Source organism: Micromonospora noduli, from assembly GCF_003264365.1.
GTDB classification, from domain to species: Bacteria; Actinomycetota; Actinomycetes; order Mycobacteriales; family Micromonosporaceae; genus Micromonospora; species Micromonospora noduli.
In genome coordinates, this window is record NZ_PYAK01000062.1 from 12709 (window position 1) to 34134 (window position 21426).

Genomic DNA, 21426 nt, shown 5'->3' on the forward strand with positions numbered 1-21426 from the left:
TAGGTCACCGTGTCGGCCACCAGCAGCGCCGGGTCGGTGGTGGTGACAGCCGGACGACGATCCCGCCGGCAGGGCATCGGGCAGCGCCAGCGCGCGCGCAGCAGCCTCATGCGAGCGGCACCCCACGGCGGCGGCGGCTCCGAACTCTTCGCCTGGGACGCGGAGTCGGGGGCCGCACCACGGCAGCTACTGGGCACCGCGGACTTCCTCCACCGGCCCCCGTTGCGCGACGGGAAGCTCGCCGTCACCAAGGTCCTCGGCGAGGACCGGAACGAGCTGACCCTGCACGACCTGGCTGCCGGGACGGTCCGCACGGTGGCCGCCGGCCCGGTGGCCGGTGTCGGGTTCCACGGCGCCGACCTGCTCTGGTTCGATCGGACCACGGGCCACCTGAACGCGGTCGGTCCGGACGGTGAGGCTCGGTCCGCGCCGCAGCCGAGCCCGGGACCGGGCACCACCGTCGACGTGACCACCGACGGCCAGACCACGGCCTGGGTGTCCCGCGACGAGCGCACCCTGACCGTCTGGCGACCGGACTGGGCGGCACCGGTCCGCGTGTTCCGCGTGACCCCTCCGCCGGCTCCGGCAGCCGCTACCTCGTTGCCACCGGGCACCAGACCCCCGACCGTCGACCCCTTCCACAAGGTGGCCACGCCCAGGGCTGTCGGAGACCTGGTGATCTTCCAATACCAGCTGGGTTGGTACGTGGCCGACCTACGAACCGGGTCGTACGTGCGGCTGACAGCCGATCACGCCCACGCGGTCGTCTTGGACGAGGCGCTGCTGGTGGACCCGGACAACAACTCGGACCCGGCACAGCAGCACGCGTACTCGCTGCTGCGCCCGGACCGGCTGCCGCCACTGCCGCCCTGCCCGTGACCACCGGAGCGCAACCGCCGGGCGGCTGGTCTGGTTGATCCGGCGACTGCACGAGCGGGTTGTGCGGCGACCGGCGGCGGATGCGCCGGAGAGCGTTATGACTCAGAGGCATATTTATGCCTCTGAGTCATAACGCTCAACGCGGTGCCCGCCTCCGTGGACGTCACGGTGCGTGTCGCTCGCGCCGGACCGCCCGCTGCCCTGATCGACAGGGTGTCAGGCGACGACCGAGACCATCCGGCCCTTGACCACGATGACCTTGCGCGGTTCCTTGCCGTTCAGGGTCGCCGCCACCGCGTCCAGGGCCGCCGCGCGGACGCTCTCCTCGGAGGCGTCGGCGGGGACCTCGATGCGGCCACGGACCTTGCCGTTGACCTGCACCGGGTAGGTCACCGTGTCTGCCACCAGCAGCGCCGGGTCGGCGGTCGGGAAGTCCGCGTACGTCAGCGAGGTGTCGTGGCCCAGCTTGCGCCACAGCTCCTCGGCCACGTGCGGGGCGAACGGCGCCACCATCAGCACCAGCGGCTCGGCCACCTCACGGGGCGTGGCCGACAGTCGGGTCAGCCCGTTGGTCAGCTCGATCAGCTTGGCGATCGCCGTGTTGAACCGGATGCCGTCCATGTCGCCACGGACCCCGTCGATCACCTTGTGCAGCAGCCGGCGGGTCGCCTCGTCGGCCGGGTCCTCGGTGATCCGCAGGGCGCCGGTCTGCTCGTCGACGACCGCCCGCCACACCCGCTGCAGGAACCGGTACGAGCCGACCACCGCCCGGGTCTCCCAGGGGCGGGAGACCTCCAGCGGGCCCATCGACATCTCGTACACCCGGAAGGTGTCCGCGCCGTAGGCGGCGCACATGTCGTCGGGCGTCACCACGTTCTTCAGCGACTTGCCCATCTTGCCGTACTCGCGGTTGACCGCCAGGTCACCCAGGTAGTAGGCGCCGTCGCGCTCGAAGACCTCTTCGGCCTGCACGTAGCTGCCGCGCGAGTCGGTGTACGCGTACGCCTGGATCATGCCCTGGTTGAACAGCTTGCGGAACGGCTCGAACGACGACACGTGCCCCAGGTCGAACAGCACCTTGTGCCAGAACCGCGCGTACAGCAGGTGCAGCACGGCGTGCTCGGCGCCACCGACGTACAGGTCGGTGCCCCCGCAGTCACCGTCGGCGCGCGGGCCCATCCAGTACCGCTCGTTCTCCGCGTCGACGAACCGCCCGCTGTTTGTCGGGTCCAGGTAGCGCAGCTCATACCAGCAGGAGCCGGCCCACTGCGGCATCACGTTGGTTTCCCGGGTGTAGCGCTTCGGCCCGTCACCCAGGTCCAGTTCGACCTCGACCCAGTCGCGCCGCCGCGACAGCGGGGTCTCCGGGTTGCTGTTGGCGTCGTCGGCGTCGAACGTCTTCGGGGAGAAGTCGTCCACCTCCGGCAGCTCGACCGGCAGCATCTCCTCCGGCAGGGCGATGGCCGCGCCCGTCTCGTCGTAGACGATCGGGAACGGTTCGCCCCAGTAACGCTGCCGGGAGAACAGCCAGTCGCGCAGCCGGTAGGTCACCGCGCCGGCGCCGTGCCCGTTCGCCTCCAGCCAGGCGATGATCGCCGCCTTGGCGTCGGCGACCCCCAGGCCGTTCAGGTCCAGGCCGCGCTCGGGCGCGGCGCTGTTGATCGCCGGACCGTCCCCGGTGTACGCCTTGCCGTCGAAGCCCTCCGCCGGCTGCACGGTACGGACGATGGGCAGCTCGAAGACCTCGGCGAACGCCCAGTCCCGCTCGTCCTGCGCCGGCACCGCCATGATCGCGCCGGTGCCGTAGCCGGCCAGCACGTAGTCGGCGATGAAGATCGGGATCTGCCCACCGGTGACCGGGTTGGTGGCGTACGCGCCGATGAAGACGCCGGTCTTCTCCTTGGTGTCGGACTGCCGCTCGACGTCGGTCTTGGCGGCCGCCGCCTTGCGGTACGCCTCGACAGCCTCCCGAGGGCTGGCGTGCCCGCCGGTCCAGGCGTCCCTGGTCCCGTCCGGCCAGCTGGCCGGGGCCAGCGTGTCGACCAGCTCGTGCTCGGGTGCCAGCACCATGTAGGTGGCGCCGAAGACGGTGTCCGGGCGGGTCGTGAACACCCGCACCGGCGCCGCGTTGGTCGGGAAGTCGATGTGGGCGCCGGTGGAGCGGCCGATCCAGTTGCGCTGCATCAGCTTGATCGGCTCGGGCCAGTCCAGGCTGTCCAGGTCGTCCAGCAGCCGGTCACCGTACGCGGTGATCCGCATCATCCACTGCTTCAGGTTGCGCTTGAAGACCGGGAAGTTGCCCCGCTCGGAACGGCCGTCGGCGGTGACCTCCTCGTTGGCCAGCACGGTGCCCAGCCCCGGGCACCAGTTCACCGGCGCCTGCGAGACGTACGCCAGGCGGTGGTCGTCGACGACCTGGCGGCGCTCGGCGACGCTCAGCTCGGCCCAGGCGCGGCCGTCCGGGGTGGGCCGGTTACCGCCCTCGAACTCGGCGATCAGCTCGGCGATCGGACGGGCCCGGCCGGCGTCGCTGTCGTACCAGGAGTTGAAGATCTGCAGGAAGATCCACTGGGTCCAGCGGTAGAAGTCGGTGTCGATGGTGGCCACCGAGCGGCGCTCGTCATGCGCCAGCCCCAGCCGGCGCAGCTGCGCCTTGTACCGCTCGATGTTCGCGACCGTGGTGGTCCGGGGGTGGGTGCCGGTCTGCACCGCGTACTGCTCGGCGGGCAGGCCGAACGCGTCGAAGCCCATCGCGTGCAGCACGTTGCGGCCGGCCATCCGCTGGTAGCGGGCGTAGCAGTCGGTGCCGATGTAGCCCAGCGGATGGCCGACGTGCAGGCCCGCCCCGGAGGGGTACGGGAACATGTCCAGCACGTACAGCTTCTCCGCGCCGGCGCGTGGGTGGGTCGGGTCGGCCAGCGGGCCGGTCGGGTTCGGTGCGTGGAAGGTGCCCTCGCGCGCCCAGGTGTCCTGCCAACGAATCTCGATCTCGTCGGCCAGGGCCGCGGTGTACCGGAACGGGGGAATGTCGCCCGCCGGTGCGGCTGCCTCACTCATCGTCTCTCCTCGCTTCGCTTCGCTTCGTCTCGGCACCACCGGGCCGGGCCGGCGGCGGGCACAAAAAAGCCCCTCGCGCAGGAGGGGCCGCCGTGCTGTCGCTGGGTTCAGCGCATCAGCACGGCCCGGTAAGAAGCAGGAAGACTCCGGCCATGCCCCGCAGTGTACCTCGCCGTGCGGTGCGACGACGTACCGCCGCCAGGCAGGACGCGAGGCGGTCACGCGGCCGCGGCGAACCGGGCGGTGTCGGAGGTGAAGCCCCAGCACTGCTGGGAGTTGAATACCACGGCGTCCTTGCAGTAGGCGGGGCTGGAGGTGGCTGTCGCGTCGGTCAGTAGCACCGTGGCGTAGTCCCGAAAGTACGCGTCCTCGACAGTGGTGCTGACGCACTGGTCGGTGTTGACCCCGCCGAACAGAAGGGTGCGGATGCCCTGGGCGCGCAGCACCTGATCGAGGTGGGTGGCATGGAAGCCGTTCATCCGGTACTTCTCCACCTGCACGTCCTCGGGACGCACCAGCTCCCGCAACTCGTCGACCAGCGTGGCGCCCCACGATCCCTCGGTCAGCACCGGGCCGTGGTCCAACTGCTCCCCGATGCCGGCCTGGTCGAGGCGGTGCTTGAACGACCAGAGTGTGGGCGCGCCGAGGTTGCGCAGGTCAGGTCGGTTGTACCAGTACACCCAGATCACCGGTACGCCGAGCTGGCGGGCCGCCTCCACCGCCCGTACGGCGCCGGGGATCGCCGCCCGGCAGGCCGTGTGGTCCAGCCCGGACCGGTCGGTCCAGCCGCCCGGAGAACAGAAGTCGTTCTGCAGGTCGAGCAGGATCAGGGCGGTCGCGTCCAGGTCCACCACGACAGGCAGCAACTCGGCCTCGATACAGGCTCGTCGCTCGCCGGCACCGGTCGCCACGTCGACGTGGTCGGCGTGCAGCCGCCACTGCGCCACGCCACCTCCGAGACGGACGCCGCCGTCGTCGGCCTGCCCGTAGATATCCCGCTCCCGCCACACGCTGTTCTCCCCCGGTTACGTTGCCGCCGACCGGTGGGCCATGCGGGCGGGCCACCGGATACCCGCGTGCGGACTGGTCACGCATCTCCCGAAGGGCGGATATTCCGGTGCGTAAGCGGCGGACTACCTGCGGGGGTCGGCGATAACGACAAACATGGTTAGCCTGAGAGACCAGTGAGATTCCTGCGGCAAACGAGGCTCGACGTCGCGAACCCAACGGCGGGTCCAGGTGCTCTCTAGAGAGCTGCCGTGACGGCGACGAGGAGGAGGCCCGTGACACAACAGACCTGGGACGAGGTGGGCGGCCTATTGCCGCACGACGAGTTCCGCGCCGCCAGCGAGGCCATCGTGGCCAACATCGAGCAGGTCATCGAGGGTAAGACCGCCACCGTGCGGCTCGCCCTGGCCGTCCTGCTCGCCGAGGGTCACCTCCTGATCGAAGACGTCCCGGGTGTCGGCAAGACCAAGCTTGCCAAGGCCCTCGCGCGGTCCATCGACTGCACCGTGCGACGGATCCAGTTCACCCCTGACCTGCTGCCCAGCGACGTGACCGGGGTCAGCGTCTACAACCAGGAGACGCACGACTTCGAGTTCCGCCCCGGCGCCGTGTTCGCCAACCTGGTGGTCGGCGACGAGATCAACCGCGCCTCGCCGAAGACCCAGTCGGCGTTGCTGGAGTGCATGGAGGAGCGGCAGGTCACCGTCGACGGGGTGACGTACCAGCTCCAGACCCCGTTCATGGTGATCGCCACCCAGAACCCGATCGAGATGGAGGGGACCTACCCGCTGCCGGAGGCGCAGCGCGACCGGTTCACCGCCCGCATCGCGATGGGTTACCCGGACTCCAACGCCGAGCTGGCCATGCTCGACGGGCACGGCGCCACCGACCCGCTGCACGAGCTGCGCGCGGTCTCCGACGCGGCCATCGTCCGGCAGTTGATCGCCACCGTCCGGCAGGTGCACGTGGCGGACGCGGTCAAGCAGTACGCGATCGACCTGGTCACCGCCACCCGCGAGGCCCCCGACCTGCGGCTCGGCGCGTCCCCCCGGGCGACCCTGCAACTGTTGCGCACCGCCCGGGCGGTCGCCGCCCTGGAGGGCCGCGACTACGTCCTGCCCGACGATCTGCAGGCCCTGGCGGTGCCGGTGCTCGCCCACCGGATCATCCCGACCGCCGACGCCCAGCTCGCCCGGCGCACCACCGACGCGATCGTCTCCGAGCTGGTGCACCGCCTGCCGCTGCCACACGACCGGCAGCGCAACCCGTACGACACCCGGCCCCCCGCCACCGGCAACGGTCGCGCACCCTACGAGCCGCGGAGGCCATGACGTGCGTGCCGGGCTACGCGGGCTGACCACCCGCGGGCGGTCCTTCCTCGCGGCTGCGGCCGCGGCGGCGATCTCGGCCGGCATCCTCGGCGAGAAGGACCTGCTCCGGGTGGCTGTGCTGTTGGCCATCCTGCCGTTGCTGGCCGCCGCCTACGTCGGGCGGAGCCGCTACAAGCTGGCCTGCAACCGTTCCCTGGACCCACACCGGGTTCCGGTCGGCGCCAACTCCCGGGTGGTGCTGCGACTGCAGAACCTCTCCCGGCTGCCGACCGGCACCCTGCTTCTGGAGGACCGGCTGCCCTACGCGCTGGGCAGCCGGCCCCGGGTGGTGTTGGAGCGGCTCGGCGCGCACCAGGCCAGCTCCGTGGCGTACACGGTGCGGGCCGACGTGCGGGGCCGCTACGACGTGGGTCCGCTGGTCGTCCGGATGACCGACCCGTTCGGCCTCTGTGAACTCACCCGCTCCTTCCCCAGCACCGACCACCTGACGGTCATCCCGCAGGTCACCCCGCTGCCGTCGGTCCGGCTCCCCGGGGAGTACGCGGGCAGCGGCGACAGCCGGGCCCGCTCGGTGGCGGTGCACGGCGAGGACGACGCGGCGACCCGGGAGTACCGGCGCGGCGACGACCTGCGCCGGGTGCACTGGAAGTCCACGGCCCGCACCGGTGAGCTGATGGTGCGCCGCGAGGAGCAACCCTGGGAGAGCCGTGCCACCGTCGTCCTGGACACCCGGGCGTACGGCCACCGGGGCGAGGGCCCGACGGCCAGTTTCGAGTGGTCGGTCTCGGCCGCCGCGAGCATCGCCGTCCACCTGCGGCAGGCCGGTTACAAGTTGCGCCTGGTCACCGGCTCGGGGGCAGATGTGGACGCCTCGGAGGCCGGCGGGGACGGCGCGCTGCTCGACCACCTCGCGGAGGTTCGACTGGATCAGCGCGCCGAGGTCACCGGCCTCGTGCAGCGGGTCCGCCAACGCGCCGACGGCGGTCTGATCATCGGCCTGTTCGGCACTGTGAGCGTCGCCGAGGCGGAGCTGCTGGCCGGGCTGCGGGGCAACGGCGCCACCTGCGTCGGCTTCCTGCTGAACAGCTCCACCTGGCTCAGCCTGCCGGAGAAGGCGCGGGCCGAGGCGGAGCACGCCCACGCCGCCGCCGTCCTCGCCATGTTGCAGAGTGGCTGGCGGGTGGTCGGCGTCGACCACGGCGGCCGGCTGCCGGCGCTGTGGCCGCAGGTCGGTCGGGGCGCCCAGGGGTTCGCCCTGCGGGCCGCGCTGGCCGAGACGGTCGCCGGCGGTGTGCGATGAACGGAAGGCTCCCCTCATGATCAGCAGTCGGAACATCGGCATGGTGGCGGCCGCTGCCACGCTGCTGGCCGCCGCGCCGCTCTCGGCCATCTTCCAGGGCTGGACATGGTTGATCGAGTCCATCATCGCGGTCGCCGTGGTGGCCGGGGTGGCCGCGCTGACCCGCCTCGCCCGGGCACCTCTGTGGGGTCAGGTGCTGGGCATGCTGGCCGGCCTGATGCTCGCCCTGACCTGGTTGTTCCCCAGCGGCCAGGAGTTGCTCGCGATCCTGCCCACCCCGGGCACGCTTGCGTACTTCGGCGACCTGCTCGCCGGCTCCATGCAGGACATGCGCTCGTACGGGGTCGAGGTCCCGGACACTGACCCGCTGCTGTTCATCGCCGTGCTCGGCGTCGGCGGGGTCGCCGTGCTGGTGGACGTACTGGCCGTGGGGCTGCGCCGGCCCGCGCTGGCGGGGCTGCCGATGCTCGCCATCTACTCGGTGCCGGTCGCCGTCTACGTGGACAGCGTCCCCGCGGTGCCGTTCGTGGTGGGCGCCGCCGGTTACCTCTGGCTGCTGGTCACCGACAACGTCGACCGGGTGCGCCGCTTCGGGCGCCGGTTCACCGGTGATGGCCGCGACGTCGACGTGTGGGAGGCCTCTCCGTTGGCGTCCGCCGGCCGTCGGCTCGCGGCGGTCGGGGTGGCCCTGGCGGTGGTGCTGCCGCTGGCGGTGCCGGGCATGACCGGCGGGCTGCTCGACTCGCTCAGCCGAGGGCCGGGCAACGGCACCGGCAACGGGTCCGGCTCGGGCGGCACGTCGGGTCGGATCGACCTGTTCGCCTCGCTCGCCGGCCAGCTCAACCAGTCCCAGGTGGCCGACCTGGTAAAGGTGAAGACGTCCGAGCAGAGCCCGTTCTACCTGCGCTACGCGGTCGCCGACGAGCTGCGCCCCGCTGGTTTCCAGGCGCGCAACCCCAGCGGCCGGTCGGTCAACCGGGACCTGCCGAACCCGGCCGACCGGGCCGGTCCAGGTGTGCAGCAGACCACCTACCAGGCGACCGTTGAGGTCACCAAGAGCCTGAGCATGTCGCTGATGCCGGTGTACGCCGAACCGACCCGCGCCGACGACCTCAGCGACAACTGGCTCTACGACGCCAACCAGCAGGTCGTCTTCTCCAACCGGGAGAACTCCCGCGGTCGGAAGTACTCCTTCGACTACGTCCGCTCGACCTTCACGCCCGATGCGTTGCGGACCGCGAAGCCGCTGCCGACCGAGCACCCCGTACGCCGACAGATGACCGCCACCCCCGGGCCGGTGCCCGAGGTGGAGGAGCTGGTCAAGGGGCTGATCCAGGGCAAGCGCACTGACTACGACCGGGTGCTGTCGATCTACCGGCACTTCTCGGCGGACAACGGGTTCAGCTACCGGTTGAGCACCGAGAGCGGCAGCAGCGGTCAGGACATCGTCAACTTCCTGACCAACAAGGTCGGCTACTGCCAGCAGTACGCCGCCGCGATGGCCTGGCTGGTCCGCTCGGCCGGCATCCCGGCCCGGGTGGCGTTCGGGTTCACCAACGGCAGCAAGCGCGACGGTGACACCTTCACGCTGACCAACCTCAACCTGCACGCCTGGACCGAGGTCTACTTCGACGGGGCTGGTTGGGTGCCGTTCGACGCGACCCCGGCGTACGGGGTGCCCGGCTCCACCCGGTCGGCCTGGGCACCGGACACTGACGCGCCGGAGGAGACCAGCCCGAGCTCCGGCGCCACGAGCGCCCCGACGGACCCGGGCGCCTCGGCGGAGCCGACCGGCCCGGACAACGCCGACCGGGACACCGACAGCGGGCTCTCTCTCGGCGGGACGACGCCGAACGAGCAGCCACCGGTCTGGCCCTGGTGGGCAGCGGGCCTGGTGGCCCTGCTGGTGCTGCTCGCGGTGCCCGCGCTGCGCCGGATGGCCCTACGCCGCCGACGCAGTGGCCGCGCGGCGAGCGGGGTGATGGCCTCCGCCACTGTCGGCGGCGACAGCGAGCCGGGGGCACGTCCGGTGGTGGTCAACGCGGACGCCAACCGGGCCCGCGCGGACGCCCACGCCGCCTGGGCGGAGCTGCTTGACACGCTTGTGGACTTCCGGGTCCCGGTCGATCCGACCGAGACGCCCAGGGCGACCGCGGACCGGCTTGTCCGGGACGCCCTCGACGATGACGACGCGATCGGGTCGGCGCGGCTGCTCGGCCGGGCAGAGGAGCGGGCCCGCTACGCGCGGGATCCGCTGACCGGTGAGCGGTTGCTGCCGGCGCTACGCGCGGTCCGTGCGGCGCTCGCCACACGGGCGGACCGACGGACCCGCCTGCTCGCCGCCGTGCTGCCGCCCTCGGTGCTGCTGCGCTGGCGCACCACCATGGCCGACAGGTCCAGCCGGATGGTGGCGCTCACCGGGCAGGCCCGGTACCGACTGCTGCGGTGGAACCCTCGACGGCTGCTGGCCGACCGGGCCGCCCGCTGACCAAAACCCGACCCGCCCACTCCGCCACTCATGATCACTTGATGACCGGTAGTTGCCGATAGGTTCTCGCGACTGCACACCATCAAGTGATCATGGGTGGCGTGGGGGTGGCGACGCCGGGCCGGGCATGGAGCGGCGGCTCAACGACCACCCAAGATCGTGCTTGATCCAGGAACCTGGCGCACGATGCCACTACATCCAGGACCGAGCACGATCATGCGGAGAGTGGCCCTGCGGAGAGCTGGAGGCCGTGGAAGGGCGCGCGGATACGCCGGAGGTCGCCGGGGCTGTGCCCGGCGACCGCTCGTCGCGGCGTACGGCCCGCCTCAGCGGCGGGACCGGCTCAGCGGTGCCCCTCCGGGCGCTGCCGCCACCTGTCCTCCATGCGGTCCAGGAGTGACGACCGGCGACCGGATCGGCCACCGCGGGGACGACGACGACTCGTCGTGCCGCCCACCACGTGCAGGTCGGGTGACTGCGCCCGCCGGTGCGACTGCACCGCGAACGCGGCTGACGCCAGCATGACGACGAAGCCCGCCACCGCCAGTGGTGGAGTCTTGATCACCGCGCCATAGACCAGTAGAGCCAAGCCAGCGATGATGACGCCGGCGGCGACGAGCAGGCGACGCCGCGCATGGAAGCGCGGATCGCTGGCGCGCACGGCCGAGGCGAATTTGGGGTCCTCGGCAAGCGACCGCTCGATCTGCTCGAACAGCCGCTGCTCGTGCTCCGAGAGCGGCACGGCACTCCTCCCCGGTCACGTTGGTCGGGCCCACTCGGGCCGACAGACCGTGGCAGCCAACCGGCTGCTTACCCGCAAGTCTACGAGGGGGGTCGCGCGTCGGAAAGCGGGACGACCTATGGGCGGGGTGGATTTTCGTTTCGACGGGGATCACGGTCGCCCATCAGACTGGCCGGACCTATGACGGACCGCCCGAAACGGGCAGCCGCGGCGTCCGCGGCGGCTTCCGCCTCGCGCCAGCCACGCTCGGGCGCGCCGAGGGTGAGTTGCCGGGGAGCGCCCTGCGCCGGGGCGAGTCCTTCCACCCGGACACCGACGAGTCGGATCCGCTCGCCCGGGTCCAACGCGGTGTAGAGCGCCCAGACCGTGTCGAACATCTCGCGAGCGGTGTCGGTGGGAACGTCGAGGGTGCGAGATCGGCTGACGGTGCGGAAGTCGGCCAGCCGGACCTTGAGTGAGACGGTGCGCCCGACCTGCTCGGAGCCGCGCAACCGGACGCCGACCTTCGCGCTGAGCGCGAGCAACGCACGGCGGATCTCCAACGGGTCTGCCACGTCGACGTCGAAGGTCACCTCGGCGCCGATCGACTTGTCGACGTGCTCGGGGCTGACCCCACGCGGGTCGCGCCCCCAGGCCAACTCGTGCAGGTGCGACGCCGAGGCGGCACCGACGGCTCGGCGGAGCATGCCCACCGGCGCCTCGGCGAGGTCGCCGACGGTGGTCAGGCCGAGCCGGCGTAGCGCCTCGGCGGCGCGCTCCCCCACCCCCCACAGGGCGTCCACCGGCAGCGGGTGAAGGAAGTCGAGCACCTGCCCCGGGGGCACGACCAGCAGGCCGTCCGGCTTGGCCCGGGTGGAGCCCAGCTTGGCCACGAACTTGGTCGGCGCCACCCCGACCGAGCAGGTCAGCGCCTGCTCGTCGGCGACCCGGCGACGGATCAGCCGGGCGATGGTGGCCGGGGAGCCGAAGAGCCGACGGGCGCCGGTCACGTCGAGGAACGCCTCGTCGAGGGAGAGCGGCTCGACCAGCGGCGTGACGTCCCGGAAGATCTGCATGACGGCCCGGGAGGCGGCCGTGTAGGCGGAGAAATCCGGCGGCAGATAGACCGCGTGGGGGCAGCGGGCCCTGGCCTGACTGGTCGGCATCGCGCTGCGGACGCCGTACCGGCGGGCCTCGTAGCTGGCCGAGCTGACCACCCCGCGCGGGCCGATGCCGCCGACGATCACGGGCCGGCCGCGCAGCTCGGGGCGGCGACGCACCTCGACGGCGGCGAAGAAGGCGTCCATGTCGACGTGCAGGATCGGGCTGGCGGAGTCGTCGGCGTCCGGCCCGAAGCGCGGATCGTCGCCCCGGGGCAACGACTGACTGCGGCCCATCCCGGCAGGTTAACCCGGAGGTACGACACCACCATCGGCCAGCGGGCCGAACCACCCCCGGGTCACCCCCGGACGACCAGCAGCGGCACGGTCAGCTCCGCCGCGGTGTCCGACCCGTGGTAGGCCACCAACTTCGACGCCATCGGCCGTTCGGTGCGACTGGCCATGACCGCGTACGTGTCGTTGCAGATCACCACCACGTCGCCGATCCGGCCCAGGTGCTCCTCGGGCACCGGCCCGAACCAGCCGGTGGCCACCACCTCGTCGCGGGTGCGTACCCGGGCCGTGGTGCCCAGCACCTCCGACCAGGCGGCCCGCACGTCGTCGACAGCGCCCGGCTCGACGTGCAGGTAACGCACCCGGGCCTCGCCGGCCACCAACCGCACGCCGGCGCGCAGTCGCGGATCGGTGTCCAGGTCGAATCGGTGCGCGGCAGGGATGTCGAGCTGCCCGTGGTCGGCGGTCACCAGCAGCGCCGCGTCCGGCGGCAGCCCGTCGACCAGTCGGGCGACCAGGGCGTCCACCTCGGTGGCGGCCTCCCGCCAGGGTGCCGAGTCGACGCCGCTGACGTGGCCGTGCCGGTCCAGGTCGGCGTGGTAGCCGGAGACCACTGTGGGCCCGGCCCCGGAGGCCAGCGCGGCCAGCATGGCGGTGGCCACCGCGTCCCCGCCGGCGGCGCCCCGGAAGTCGCCACCCCGGTTGGCGGCCACTGTCAACCCGCTGCCGCCGAACTCCGGCCGACTCACCACGCTCGTCGTCACCCCGGCGGCGCGGGCCCGCTCCAACTGAGTGGGCACCGGCTGCCAGCGCAGCGGCGACGGATCGGCGGCCCAGTCGGTGTGGGTGAGCACCCGATCGGTGCCGGGCACCCGCACGGTGAAGCCGAGCACGCCGTGCGCGCCCGGAGCGACACCGGTGCCCAGTGACACCAGGCTGGTCGGGGTGGTGGACGGGAAACCGGCGATGAGCGGCCGGGCCACCGTCGCGGCGAGCCCGGCGATAGTCGGCGCGTACGGCGCCGCGGTCGGCAGCTGGTACCACCCGAGCCCGTCGACGAGCAGCACGGCGATCCGGCGTACCCCGGCCAGGGCGGGCCGGAGCCCGAGCGGGTCGGTCGCGCCGGGCACCCCGAGCACGGCCAGCGCGCTGGGCAGCACGTCGGCGAGGCGGCCGCCGCCATGGCCCGGCCCGAGGATCTCCAGCGGCGCCGGCCGGCCACCGGGCTCGGCGGTCATGCCGGCCGGCGGGCGAACAGGTGCAGTTGGGCGGCCAGGTCCCGGTACGGCGGTTGGGCGGCCAGCGCACGTTCCAGCTCGACCACAGCGGCGGACTGCCCGTCGGCGACCGCGGCCGGCAGCAGGTCGGCCAGCACGCGTACCCCGTGGATCTCCTCGACCACCAGCCCGGCGGCGCCGAGCAGCGCGGCGGCGCCGGGGGCGTCGTAGCGTCGGCGCAGCGTGTCGCGGGGGCCCGCGGTGCCGGCCGGATCGGCGGCCAGGGTGGTCGCGACGTCCAGGTGACCGTTCATCGCGCGACCCAGCACGGCGGCGGCCCGGCCGGCCACCAGCACACTGGCCGCGCCACCGGGGCGCAGCGCGGTGGCCAGCGCGGTCACCACCGGCGTCGGGTCGTCGACCACCTCCAGGACGGCGTGGCAGAGCACCAGGTCGACGCCGGCCGGCTCGACCAGCCCGGCGAGGGCGTCACCGTCGCCCTGTACGGCGGCGATCCGGTCGGCCACCCCGGCCTCGGCGGCGCGGCGGGTGAGCGCGGCGAGCGCGTCGGGGCTGGCGTCGACGACGGTGACCCGATGCCCGGCGCGGGCCAGCGGAACGGCGAAACCGCCGGTGCCACCGCCCACGTCCAGCACTGTGAGCTCGGCATCGCCGCGCCGGTCCAGCTCGGCGCGGAGCACCGACCAGATCACGGCGGTACGGGGTGTCAGCGGCGGCTCGGCGAACCGGCCTCGGGTCTGCTCCACCCGGTCGAGCCTAGTCACCCGGTCAGCCCTTGCGGCCGGTGGTGGCGATGCCCTCGACGAAGTGCCGCTGTGCCAGGAAGAACAGAATGATCATCGGGAGGGTGGCCAGCACGCTGCCGGCGAGCACAACCTCCCACTGTTGCTCACCGCCGTAACCGAACCGGTCCAGCACCACCTTGAGACCGCGCGGCAGGGTGTACAGCTGCTCGTTGCGCAGGTAGATGAGCGGCTTGAGCAGATCCGTCCAGCTGGCCTTGAACTCGAAGACGAAGGCGACCAGCAGCGCCGGCCGGATCAGCGGAAAGGCCAGCTTCCAGAACAGCTGCGGGTAGCTCGCCCCGTCCATCCGGGCGGCCTCGAAGTATTCCCGGGGCAGCGAGAGCAGGAACTGTCGCAGCAGGAAAATGTAGAACGCCGAACCGAACAGGTTGCCGGCCCAGAGCGGCACCTGGGTGTCGGTCAACCCCAGGTTCGACCAGATCAGGTACGTGGGGATCATGGTGACCGCGAACGGCAACATCATCGTCGCCAGCACCAGCCCGAAGAGCAGGTTGCGGCCGGGGAACCGGAAGTAGGCGAAGCCGAACGCCACCCAGGCGCTGGAGAGGGTCACCGCGGCGGCGGCGGCCACCCCGACCAGCACACTGTTGCCGAACCAGGTCAGCAGCGGCACGGCCTGCCACGCCTCGGCGTAGTTCTCCGGGGCGAACGGAACGGGCAGGAAGCCGGGGGCGAAGACGTACTCGCGGGGGCGTAACGAGGCGCTGACCAGCCAGACGAACGGCAGCATGAAGAGCACAGCGGCGCCGACCAGCGCCGCCACGAACAACATCCGATGCCAGATCGGCCGGCGGGCCGGCTCGGTGGGCGGGCGGCGCGCCGCCGACCGGCCCGGCTGGAGGCCGGGTACCGGTGCGGCGGCGCCCCGTTCGACGGCTGTCGTCACGACTGGTCCCCGGCTGCTGGATCCTCCTCCGCCCGAGACCGTCGGGCGTTGGCCACCGGACCATCGGTGATCTGGTACTCGCGCGGCTCAAGGTGCTGCTCGGGTACCCAACCGTTGGTCAGTCGGGTCCGTCGCGCGTTGGCCACGCCGTTGTGGCCCATCATGCCCGTCACTTGTCTTCTCCCTCGTAGTACACGAACCGGTTGCTGAGTTTCACCTGTATCAGAGTGATGATCAAGATGATCACGAAAAGTAGCCACGCCATCGCCGAGGCGAAGCCCATGTGCAGGAACTGGAACGCCTCCTGGAACAGGTGAATGACGTAGAAACTGGCCGCGTCGCTGTTGAACGTGTTCTGGGTCTCCCGGTTGCCGAAGTACATGGTGTAGACCTCGGTGAACATCTGCAGCGACGCGATCGTGTTGACGATCAACGTGAAGAACAGCGCGCCCGAGATCATCGGCAGGGTGACCGAACGGAACCGGGCCCAGGAGCCGGCGCCGTCGATGGCCGCCGCCTCGTACAGGTCACGGGGCACGTTCTGCAACGCGGCCAGGTAGATGATCACAGTGGAGCCGAGACTCCACAGGCTCATCAGGATGATGCCGGGCATCACCCAGTGCGGGTCGGTGGTCCAACTCGGACCCGCGATCCCGACCAGGCCCAGCGCGCGGTTGATCAGGCCGTCCTGGGTGTTGAGCAGCAGCAGGAACAGGATCCCGACCGCCACCGCCGGGGTCATCACCGGCAGGTAGAAGACGGTCCGGAAGAAGCCCTGCAACCGGCCGACCCGCTTGAGCAGCAGCGCCAGCCCCAGCGAGATGAGCATCACCAGCGGGACGTGCAGCGCCGTGTAGTAGACAGTGTTGCCGAGACTACGGGCCACCGCCGGATCGCTCATCAGCTGCCGGTAGTTGTCCAGCCCGGTGTACTGCGGTGGGTTGATCACGTCGTACTCGGTGAAGCTCAACCAGAGGCTGGCGAGCATCGGCCCGGCGTAGAAGATCAGAAACCCGATAATCCAGGGCGCCAGGAAGAGGTACGCCCAGCGGGCCTCCCGCCGGGCCAGCGGCGTACGGTGCCGCCGGCCCGGGACGGGAGGGGTGACGGTGGCCATCGTGGGTTACTTCGCGGCCTTGTCGAGCGCCGCGGTGGCCTCCCGCTGCGCTCGCTGCAACGCCTGCGCCGGCTGTTCCTGGCCGGCCAGGACCCGGTTCACCGCGTCGTAGTACGCCTTGTCGAACTCGGCGCCGGCCGGCGAGGCGGGCAGCGCGAACGCGGCGTCCTGCACCGAACGGATGGTCGCCACCGCGTCGTCGAAACGCTTGTTGCCGGTCGGCTGGTACAGCTCGTCGAAGATCTTCTTGTCGGCCTCGGCGTTGGCGGTGTAGACGCCGGTGAACGGCTGGCCGGCGGCCTTGCGCGCATCCACCCGGGCCTTCGCGGCGGCCAGCCAGGTGTCGGTGGCGGTCATCTTCTTGACGAACGCGCACGCGGCGTCCGGGTTCTTCGCGCCCTTGGTGATCACCCAGGCCTGCCCGGCGGACTGGGTCAGCGGCTTGCCCTGCCGGTCCACGAACGGCTTGACCACCAACTCGGCGTTCGGGGAGTTCTTGGCGGCCTGGTTGAGGAACCACTCCTCCATGGGCCACGCCACGATCTGGTTCTTCGACAGCGGGTTCTGGGCGCCGAAGAAGTCGAAGGTGTCCCGGAACGACTTGAAGGCGCCCCAGCCACCCTGCTGCTGGATCAGGTTGACCCCGGTGGTCAACGCCTCGATCACCTTGGGATCGTCCAGCTTGGCGGCGCGACCGTCGGCGGAGAGCATGTCGACGCCGTTGGCCTTGGCCCACATCGGCAGGAACTCGGGGATCTTCGGGTCGATGCCGATCCGGTCGAGCCGACCACCGGAGACCGAGGCCAGCTTGGCGTTGAGCGCGGGCAGCGCGGCCCAGTCGGCCAGGTTGACCTGGTCGGCGGTGAGTCCGGCCTTCTTGAGCAGCCCCTCGTTGAGGTAGACCACCCGGACGGTGGAGAACTCCGGGATGCCGTAGACGGTGCCGTCCAGGGTGACCTGCTCACGGGCGGCGGGCCGGTACTGCCCCAGGTCGATGTCCTGCTTGTCGACGCACTGGGTCAGCGGCTGGATGGCGCCCCGCTTGGCGTACGTGCCGATCAGCTTGCGGTCCATGTAGACCAGGTCCGGCGGGTTTCCGGAGGCGACCGCGGAGAGGAACTGCTGCTCGTCGAACGCGCCCTCGGTGACCTTCAGCTCGACGTCCGGGTTGTCCCGCTTGAACGCCTCGATGCGGGTGGTGGCGATCTCGTCGGAGAAGCCGAAACCCATGGTGCTGAGCGCGCCCTTGGTGGCGGTGCCCCCGCCCTCGTCACTGCCGCCGCCGACTCCCCCGCAGCCGCTGATCGCCAGAGTGAGCGCCCCGGCGAACACCGTCGCCCGCAGTATCCGTGACATGTGTCCCTCCCGAGTTCACGCCGGCCACACCGCCCGCGTGACCTGCACTTCTCCTCATTGCGCGAATCTCAAACGTGAGGTTTCGGTAGCCGAAAGGTCACCGGAAGTCACGGGAGGCGGGGCTGACCGGTGGCTCGATGGCGTCCAACCGGTCGGCGACCAGGTTGGTCACCCCCTCGTGCCGCTGCAACCGCCCTCGGACCACCAGCGCGGCGCTGGTCCGCGCCACCCGCCGGTAGCGCTGCCACAACCCTGGCGAACAGGTGACGTTGAGCATCCCCGTCTCGTCCTCCAGGTTGAGGAAGGTGACCCCGCCCGCGGTCGCCGGGCGTTGCCGGTGGGTGACGATGCCACCGACCCGGATTCGTTGCCCCGGCTCCACCCGGCCGAGCCGGGCGATCGGCACCGCGCCGAGCACGTCGAGCTGACCCCGGATGAACCGGGCGGGGTGGCTCTCCGGCGACAACCCGGTGGCCCACACGTCGGCGACCAGCCGGTCCACCGCCTCCATCCCGGGCAGCGTGGGCGCCGCCGCGCCGGTCACCGTGCCGGGCAGCCGACCCGGCCGGTCCTGGGCCGCCGCACCGGCGGCCCACAGCGCCTGCCGCCGGGTCAGCCCGAAACAGGCGAAGGCGTCCGCGGTGGCCAACGCCTCCAGCTGCGCGGCGGTGAGACCGAGCCGCCGGGCCACATCCGGCATGTCCCGGTACGGCCCACCGGCGACCCGTTCGGCCTCGATCCGTTCGGCCACGTCGGCACCGAGGGTCCGCACACTGGACAGGCCGAGCCGGACGGTGGGGCCGCCCAGCCCCCAGGCGTGCGGCGGCTCCCCCGGCCCGCTGCCCCACCGGGTCTCCGGGGTCGACTCCAGCACCGCCAGCGCACCGCTGGCGTTGATGTCCGGACGACGGACCTCCACCCCGTGCCGGCGGGCGTCGTCGACAAGGGTCTGCGGCGAGTAGAAACCCATCGGCTGGGCGTTGAGCAGCGCGGCCAGGAACGGCGCGGGGTGGTAACGCTTGAGCCAGGAGCTGGCGTAGACCAGGTAGGCGAAGCTCATCGCGTGGCTCTCCGGGAAGCCGTAGCTGGCGAACGCGGTGAGTTTGCGGTAGACGTCGTCGGCCAGCTCACCGGTGATGCCCCGCTCGGCCATTCCGGCGTAGAGCCGGTCGGCGATCCGGGTCATCCGTTCGACCGAGCGTTTGGCGCCCATCGCCCGGCGCAACTGGTCGGCCTCGGCCGCGTCGAAGCCGGCCAGGTCGATGGCGAGCTGCATCAGCTGTTCCTGGAACAGCGGCACACCCAGGGTCTTCTCCAGGGCGTTGCGCATCAGCGGGTGCGCGAAGGTCACCGGCTCCTGGCCGTTCTTGCGCCGGATGAACGGGTGCACCGAACCGCCCTGGATCGGGCCGGGGCGGATCAGCGCCACCTCGACCACGAGGTCGTAGAACTCGCGGGGCTTGAGTCGGGGCAGGGTGGCCATCTGGGCCCGACTCTCCACCTGGAACACCCCGACCGAGTCGGCCCGGCAGAGCATGTCGTAGACCTCCGGGTCGTCCAGGGTCATGTCGCCCAGGTCGAGCCGGGACCCGATCATGTCGTAGCCGTAGTGCAGGGCGGAGAGCATGCCCAGGCCGAGCAGGTCGAACTTGACCAGGCCCACAGCGGCGCAGTCGTCCTTGTCCCACTGCAGGACGCTGCGCCCGGGCATCCGCCCCCACTCCACCGGGCAGACCTCGATCACCGGCCGGTCGCAGATCACCATGCCGCCGGAGTGGATGCCCAGGTGCCGCGGGAACGTCTGCAACTCGTTGGCGTACTCCACCACCTGCTCGGGGATGTTCTCGACATCGACAGTGGCGACCGAGCCCCACCTGTCGATCTGCTTGCTCCAGGCGTCCTGCTGCCCCGGCGAGTAGCCGAAGGCCTTGGCCACGTCCCGCACTGCCGACCGAGGGCGGTAGGAGATGACGTTGGCGACCTGGGCGGCGTGCTCCCGGCCGTAGCGGGTGTAGACGTGCTGGATCACCTCCTCCCGGCGGTCGGACTCGATGTCCACGTCGATGTCGGGTGGGCCGTCCCGTTCCGGGGCGAGGAACCGCTCGAAGAGCAGTTGATGCCGGACCGCGTCCACATTGGTGATCCGCAACGCGTAGCAGACCGCCGAGTTGGCCGCCGAACCCCGACCCTGGCAGTAGATGTCCTGGTCACGGCAGAACGTGACGATGTCGTAGACCACCAGGAAGTAGCCGGGGAAACCCAGCTCCTCGATCATGTTCAGTTCGTGCTCGAGTTGCGCGTACGCCGTCGGGTGCGCCTGCGGGGGGCCGTAGCGCTCGTGCGCCCCGTCAGCTGTCAGCTTCCGCAGCCAGCTCATCTCGGTGTGCCCCGGCGGCACCGGGTACGCCGGTAGCTGCGGCGCGACGAGCTGGAGGTCGAAGGCCAACTCGGCGCCGAACTCGGCGGCCCGCGCCACCGCACCCGGGTACGCGGCGAACCGGACCGCCATCTCCGCGCCGCTGCGCAGGTGGGCGGTGGCCGCCGCGGGCAACCAGCCGTCGATCTCGTCCAGGCTGCGTCGGGCCCGGACCGCGGCGACGGTGGTGGCCAGCCGACGCCGGCCAGGGCTGGCGTAGTGCACATTGTTGCTGGCCACCGTCGGCAACCCGGCCGCGGCGGCCAACTCGGCGAGCGCGTCGTTACGGTCGGCGTCGATGGGATGGCCGTGGTCGGTCAGCTCCACGGCCACCGTCTCCGCGCCGAAGAGCGCGGTCAGCCGGTCCAACTCGCGGGCCGCCGCGTCCACCCCCTCGGTGAGCAGCGCCCCCGGCACGTGCCCCTTGCGGCAGCCGGTCAGCACCAGCACATGGTCACGCAGCTCGGCGGCGACCTCCTCCAGGTCCCCGTAATCCGGGCGGCCCTTCTCCCCGCCGCGTAGCTGGGCGCGGGCGATGGTGGTGGCCAGCCGGGCGTACCCCTCGTGGCCGTGCGCGAGCACCAGCAGGTGCGCGCCGTGCGGGTCGGGCTCGCCGTTCTGCGGGCCGGGCAGGCCGAGGGACAGCTCCGCGCCGAAGATGGTCGGCAGGCCCAGCGTACGAGCCGCCTCGGCGAAGCGGACCACCCCGTAGAAGCCGTCGTGGTCGGTGACGGCGAGCGCGGTGAGCCCCAGCCGGGCCGCCTCCTCGGCCAGCTCCTCCGGGTGGCTGGCGCCGTCGAGGAAGCTGAAGTTGGTGTGCGCGTGCAGCTCCGCGTAGGGCACCACGCCGTCGGGGCGGGTCAGCTCCGGTGGCTGGTACTGCTCGCGACGGCGGCTCCAGGCCGGGGAGTCGCCGCCATCGGCGTCCACGGCGAGCGGGTCCACCACGTGCAGGTGCCGCTCCTCGCGCGAACGCCCACCGCCCGACCGGCCGGAGCCGCCACTGGCCCGCCCGGAGAGCACCCGCTCCAGCTCCGACCAGGGCATCTTCGGATTGTGGAAGCTCATCGAGCATCCACCTCCGACCTGGTGAGCACCGGCTCAGTCATAGATCGCCTCCACCAACCACTGCCCGGCCTCCACGGCCAGCAGCAGGGCGGCACCGTCGGCCAGGCTGACCTGGAACCGGGCCCGGCGGCGGGCCTCGACCGGCGCCCACCACCGCTCGTCCACCGGCCACGGGCCGGCCCAGCCCACGATCTCCGCCGGCTGGCCGGTGCCGACCACCAGCCGAGCCGGTGGGGCGCTCACCGCCAACCGCGCGCTGATCACCACCGGCTCACCGGCGGCGTCGTGCACCGTCGCCGCGAGCGGACTGGGCAGCACCACCGCCGGCGCGGGCGCCGGCAGCCGGCCCGGCCACGGCGGA

Annotated in this window: 15 protein-coding genes and 1 pseudogene; 4 read left to right on the forward strand and 12 right to left on the reverse strand. The window is 71.6% G+C overall.

The window, feature by feature from the left end; genetic code table 11:
• The first annotated feature begins 9 nt into the window (after positions 1–9).
• Positions 10–879, forward strand: coding sequence for a hypothetical protein (locus GUI43_RS28750; protein WP_112700203.1), 870 nt, complete (start codon positions 10–12; stop codon positions 877–879).
• A 216-nt stretch (positions 880–1095) separates the two neighbouring features.
• Here the strand turns inward: GUI43_RS28750 and leuS are convergent, their stop codons facing one another.
• On the reverse strand, positions 1096–3936 hold the full coding sequence (leuS, locus tag GUI43_RS28755; RefSeq protein WP_112700204.1) for a leucine--tRNA ligase: 2841 nt from the start codon (positions 3934–3936) through the stop codon (positions 1096–1098).
• Positions 3937–4154: 218 nt separating this feature from the next.
• A complete protein-coding gene (locus GUI43_RS28760) occupies positions 4155–4946 on the reverse strand; it encodes a cysteine hydrolase family protein (protein WP_112700205.1) in 792 nt (263 codons plus the stop codon).
• Between the two features lie 273 nt (positions 4947–5219).
• On the opposite strand from GUI43_RS28760, the gene GUI43_RS28765 reads away from it, so the two are divergent.
• The 3 genes from GUI43_RS28765 to GUI43_RS28775 are packed head-to-tail and all read left to right on the forward strand — an operon-like array spanning position 5220 to position 10063.
• Positions 5220–6275, forward strand: coding sequence for an AAA family ATPase (locus GUI43_RS28765; protein WP_091407670.1), 1056 nt, complete (start codon positions 5220–5222; stop codon positions 6273–6275).
• A gap of 1 nt (position 6276) precedes the next feature.
• Complete coding sequence (locus GUI43_RS28770; protein ID WP_112582758.1) at positions 6277–7575, forward strand: DUF58 domain-containing protein; 1299 nt, start codon at positions 6277–6279, stop codon at positions 7573–7575.
• A gap of 16 nt (positions 7576–7591) precedes the next feature.
• On the forward strand, positions 7592–10063 hold the full coding sequence (locus GUI43_RS28775) for a transglutaminase TgpA family protein (protein ID WP_112582759.1): 2472 nt from the start codon (positions 7592–7594) through the stop codon (positions 10061–10063).
• 343 nt (positions 10064–10406) lie between these two features.
• On the opposite strand, the gene GUI43_RS28780 is transcribed toward GUI43_RS28775, so the two are convergent.
• The 10 genes and pseudogenes from GUI43_RS28780 to GUI43_RS28820 form a co-directional block, all read right to left on the reverse strand.
• Positions 10407–10805: an SCO2097 family morphological protein gene (locus GUI43_RS28780; RefSeq protein ID WP_088988398.1), complete on the reverse strand. Its 399-nt coding sequence runs from the start codon at positions 10803–10805 to the stop codon at positions 10407–10409.
• 116 nt (positions 10806–10921) lie between these two features.
• Positions 10922–12181, reverse strand: a complete 1260-nt coding sequence (locus GUI43_RS28785) for a DNA polymerase IV (protein ID WP_112605076.1) — start codon at positions 12179–12181, stop codon at positions 10922–10924.
• 62 nt (positions 12182–12243) lie between these two features.
• Positions 12244–13416 carry an alkaline phosphatase family protein gene (locus GUI43_RS28790; protein ID WP_112582761.1) on the reverse strand — a complete coding sequence of 391 codons (1173 nt, stop codon included), beginning with the start codon at positions 13414–13416 and terminating at the stop codon, positions 12244–12246.
• Entirely contained in the window at positions 13413–14180 is a 768-nt protein-coding gene (locus tag GUI43_RS28795; protein ID WP_091407658.1) for a methyltransferase domain-containing protein, read from the reverse strand. The genes GUI43_RS28790 and GUI43_RS28795 overlap by 4 nt, the downstream gene beginning before the upstream one ends.
• A 4-nt stretch (positions 14181–14184) precedes the next feature.
• A complete protein-coding gene (locus GUI43_RS28800) occupies positions 14185–15108 on the reverse strand; it encodes a carbohydrate ABC transporter permease (protein ID WP_112700206.1) in 924 nt (307 codons plus the stop codon).
• Entirely contained in the window at positions 15105–15281 is a 177-nt protein-coding gene (locus GUI43_RS34055; RefSeq protein WP_167362520.1) for a hypothetical protein, read from the reverse strand. Before GUI43_RS34055 ends, GUI43_RS28800 begins: the two co-directional genes overlap by 4 nt.
• The gene (locus tag GUI43_RS28805; protein ID WP_112700207.1) at positions 15278–16225 is read right to left on the reverse strand and encodes a carbohydrate ABC transporter permease; all 948 of its coding nucleotides are present in this window, start codon (positions 16223–16225) and stop codon (positions 15278–15280) included. Before GUI43_RS28805 ends, GUI43_RS34055 begins: the two co-directional genes overlap by 4 nt.
• 6 nt (positions 16226–16231) lie before the next feature.
• On the reverse strand, positions 16232–17581 hold the full coding sequence (locus tag GUI43_RS28810) for an extracellular solute-binding protein (protein WP_112582764.1): 1350 nt from the start codon (positions 17579–17581) through the stop codon (positions 16232–16234).
• Between the two features lie 97 nt (positions 17582–17678).
• Positions 17679–21065: an error-prone DNA polymerase gene (locus GUI43_RS28815; protein WP_112700208.1), complete on the reverse strand. Its 3387-nt coding sequence runs from the start codon at positions 21063–21065 to the stop codon at positions 17679–17681.
• Positions 21066–21098: 33 nt separating this feature from the next.
• Positions 21099–21426, reverse strand: a pseudogene (locus GUI43_RS28820) (DNA polymerase Y family protein); the annotation flags it as partial.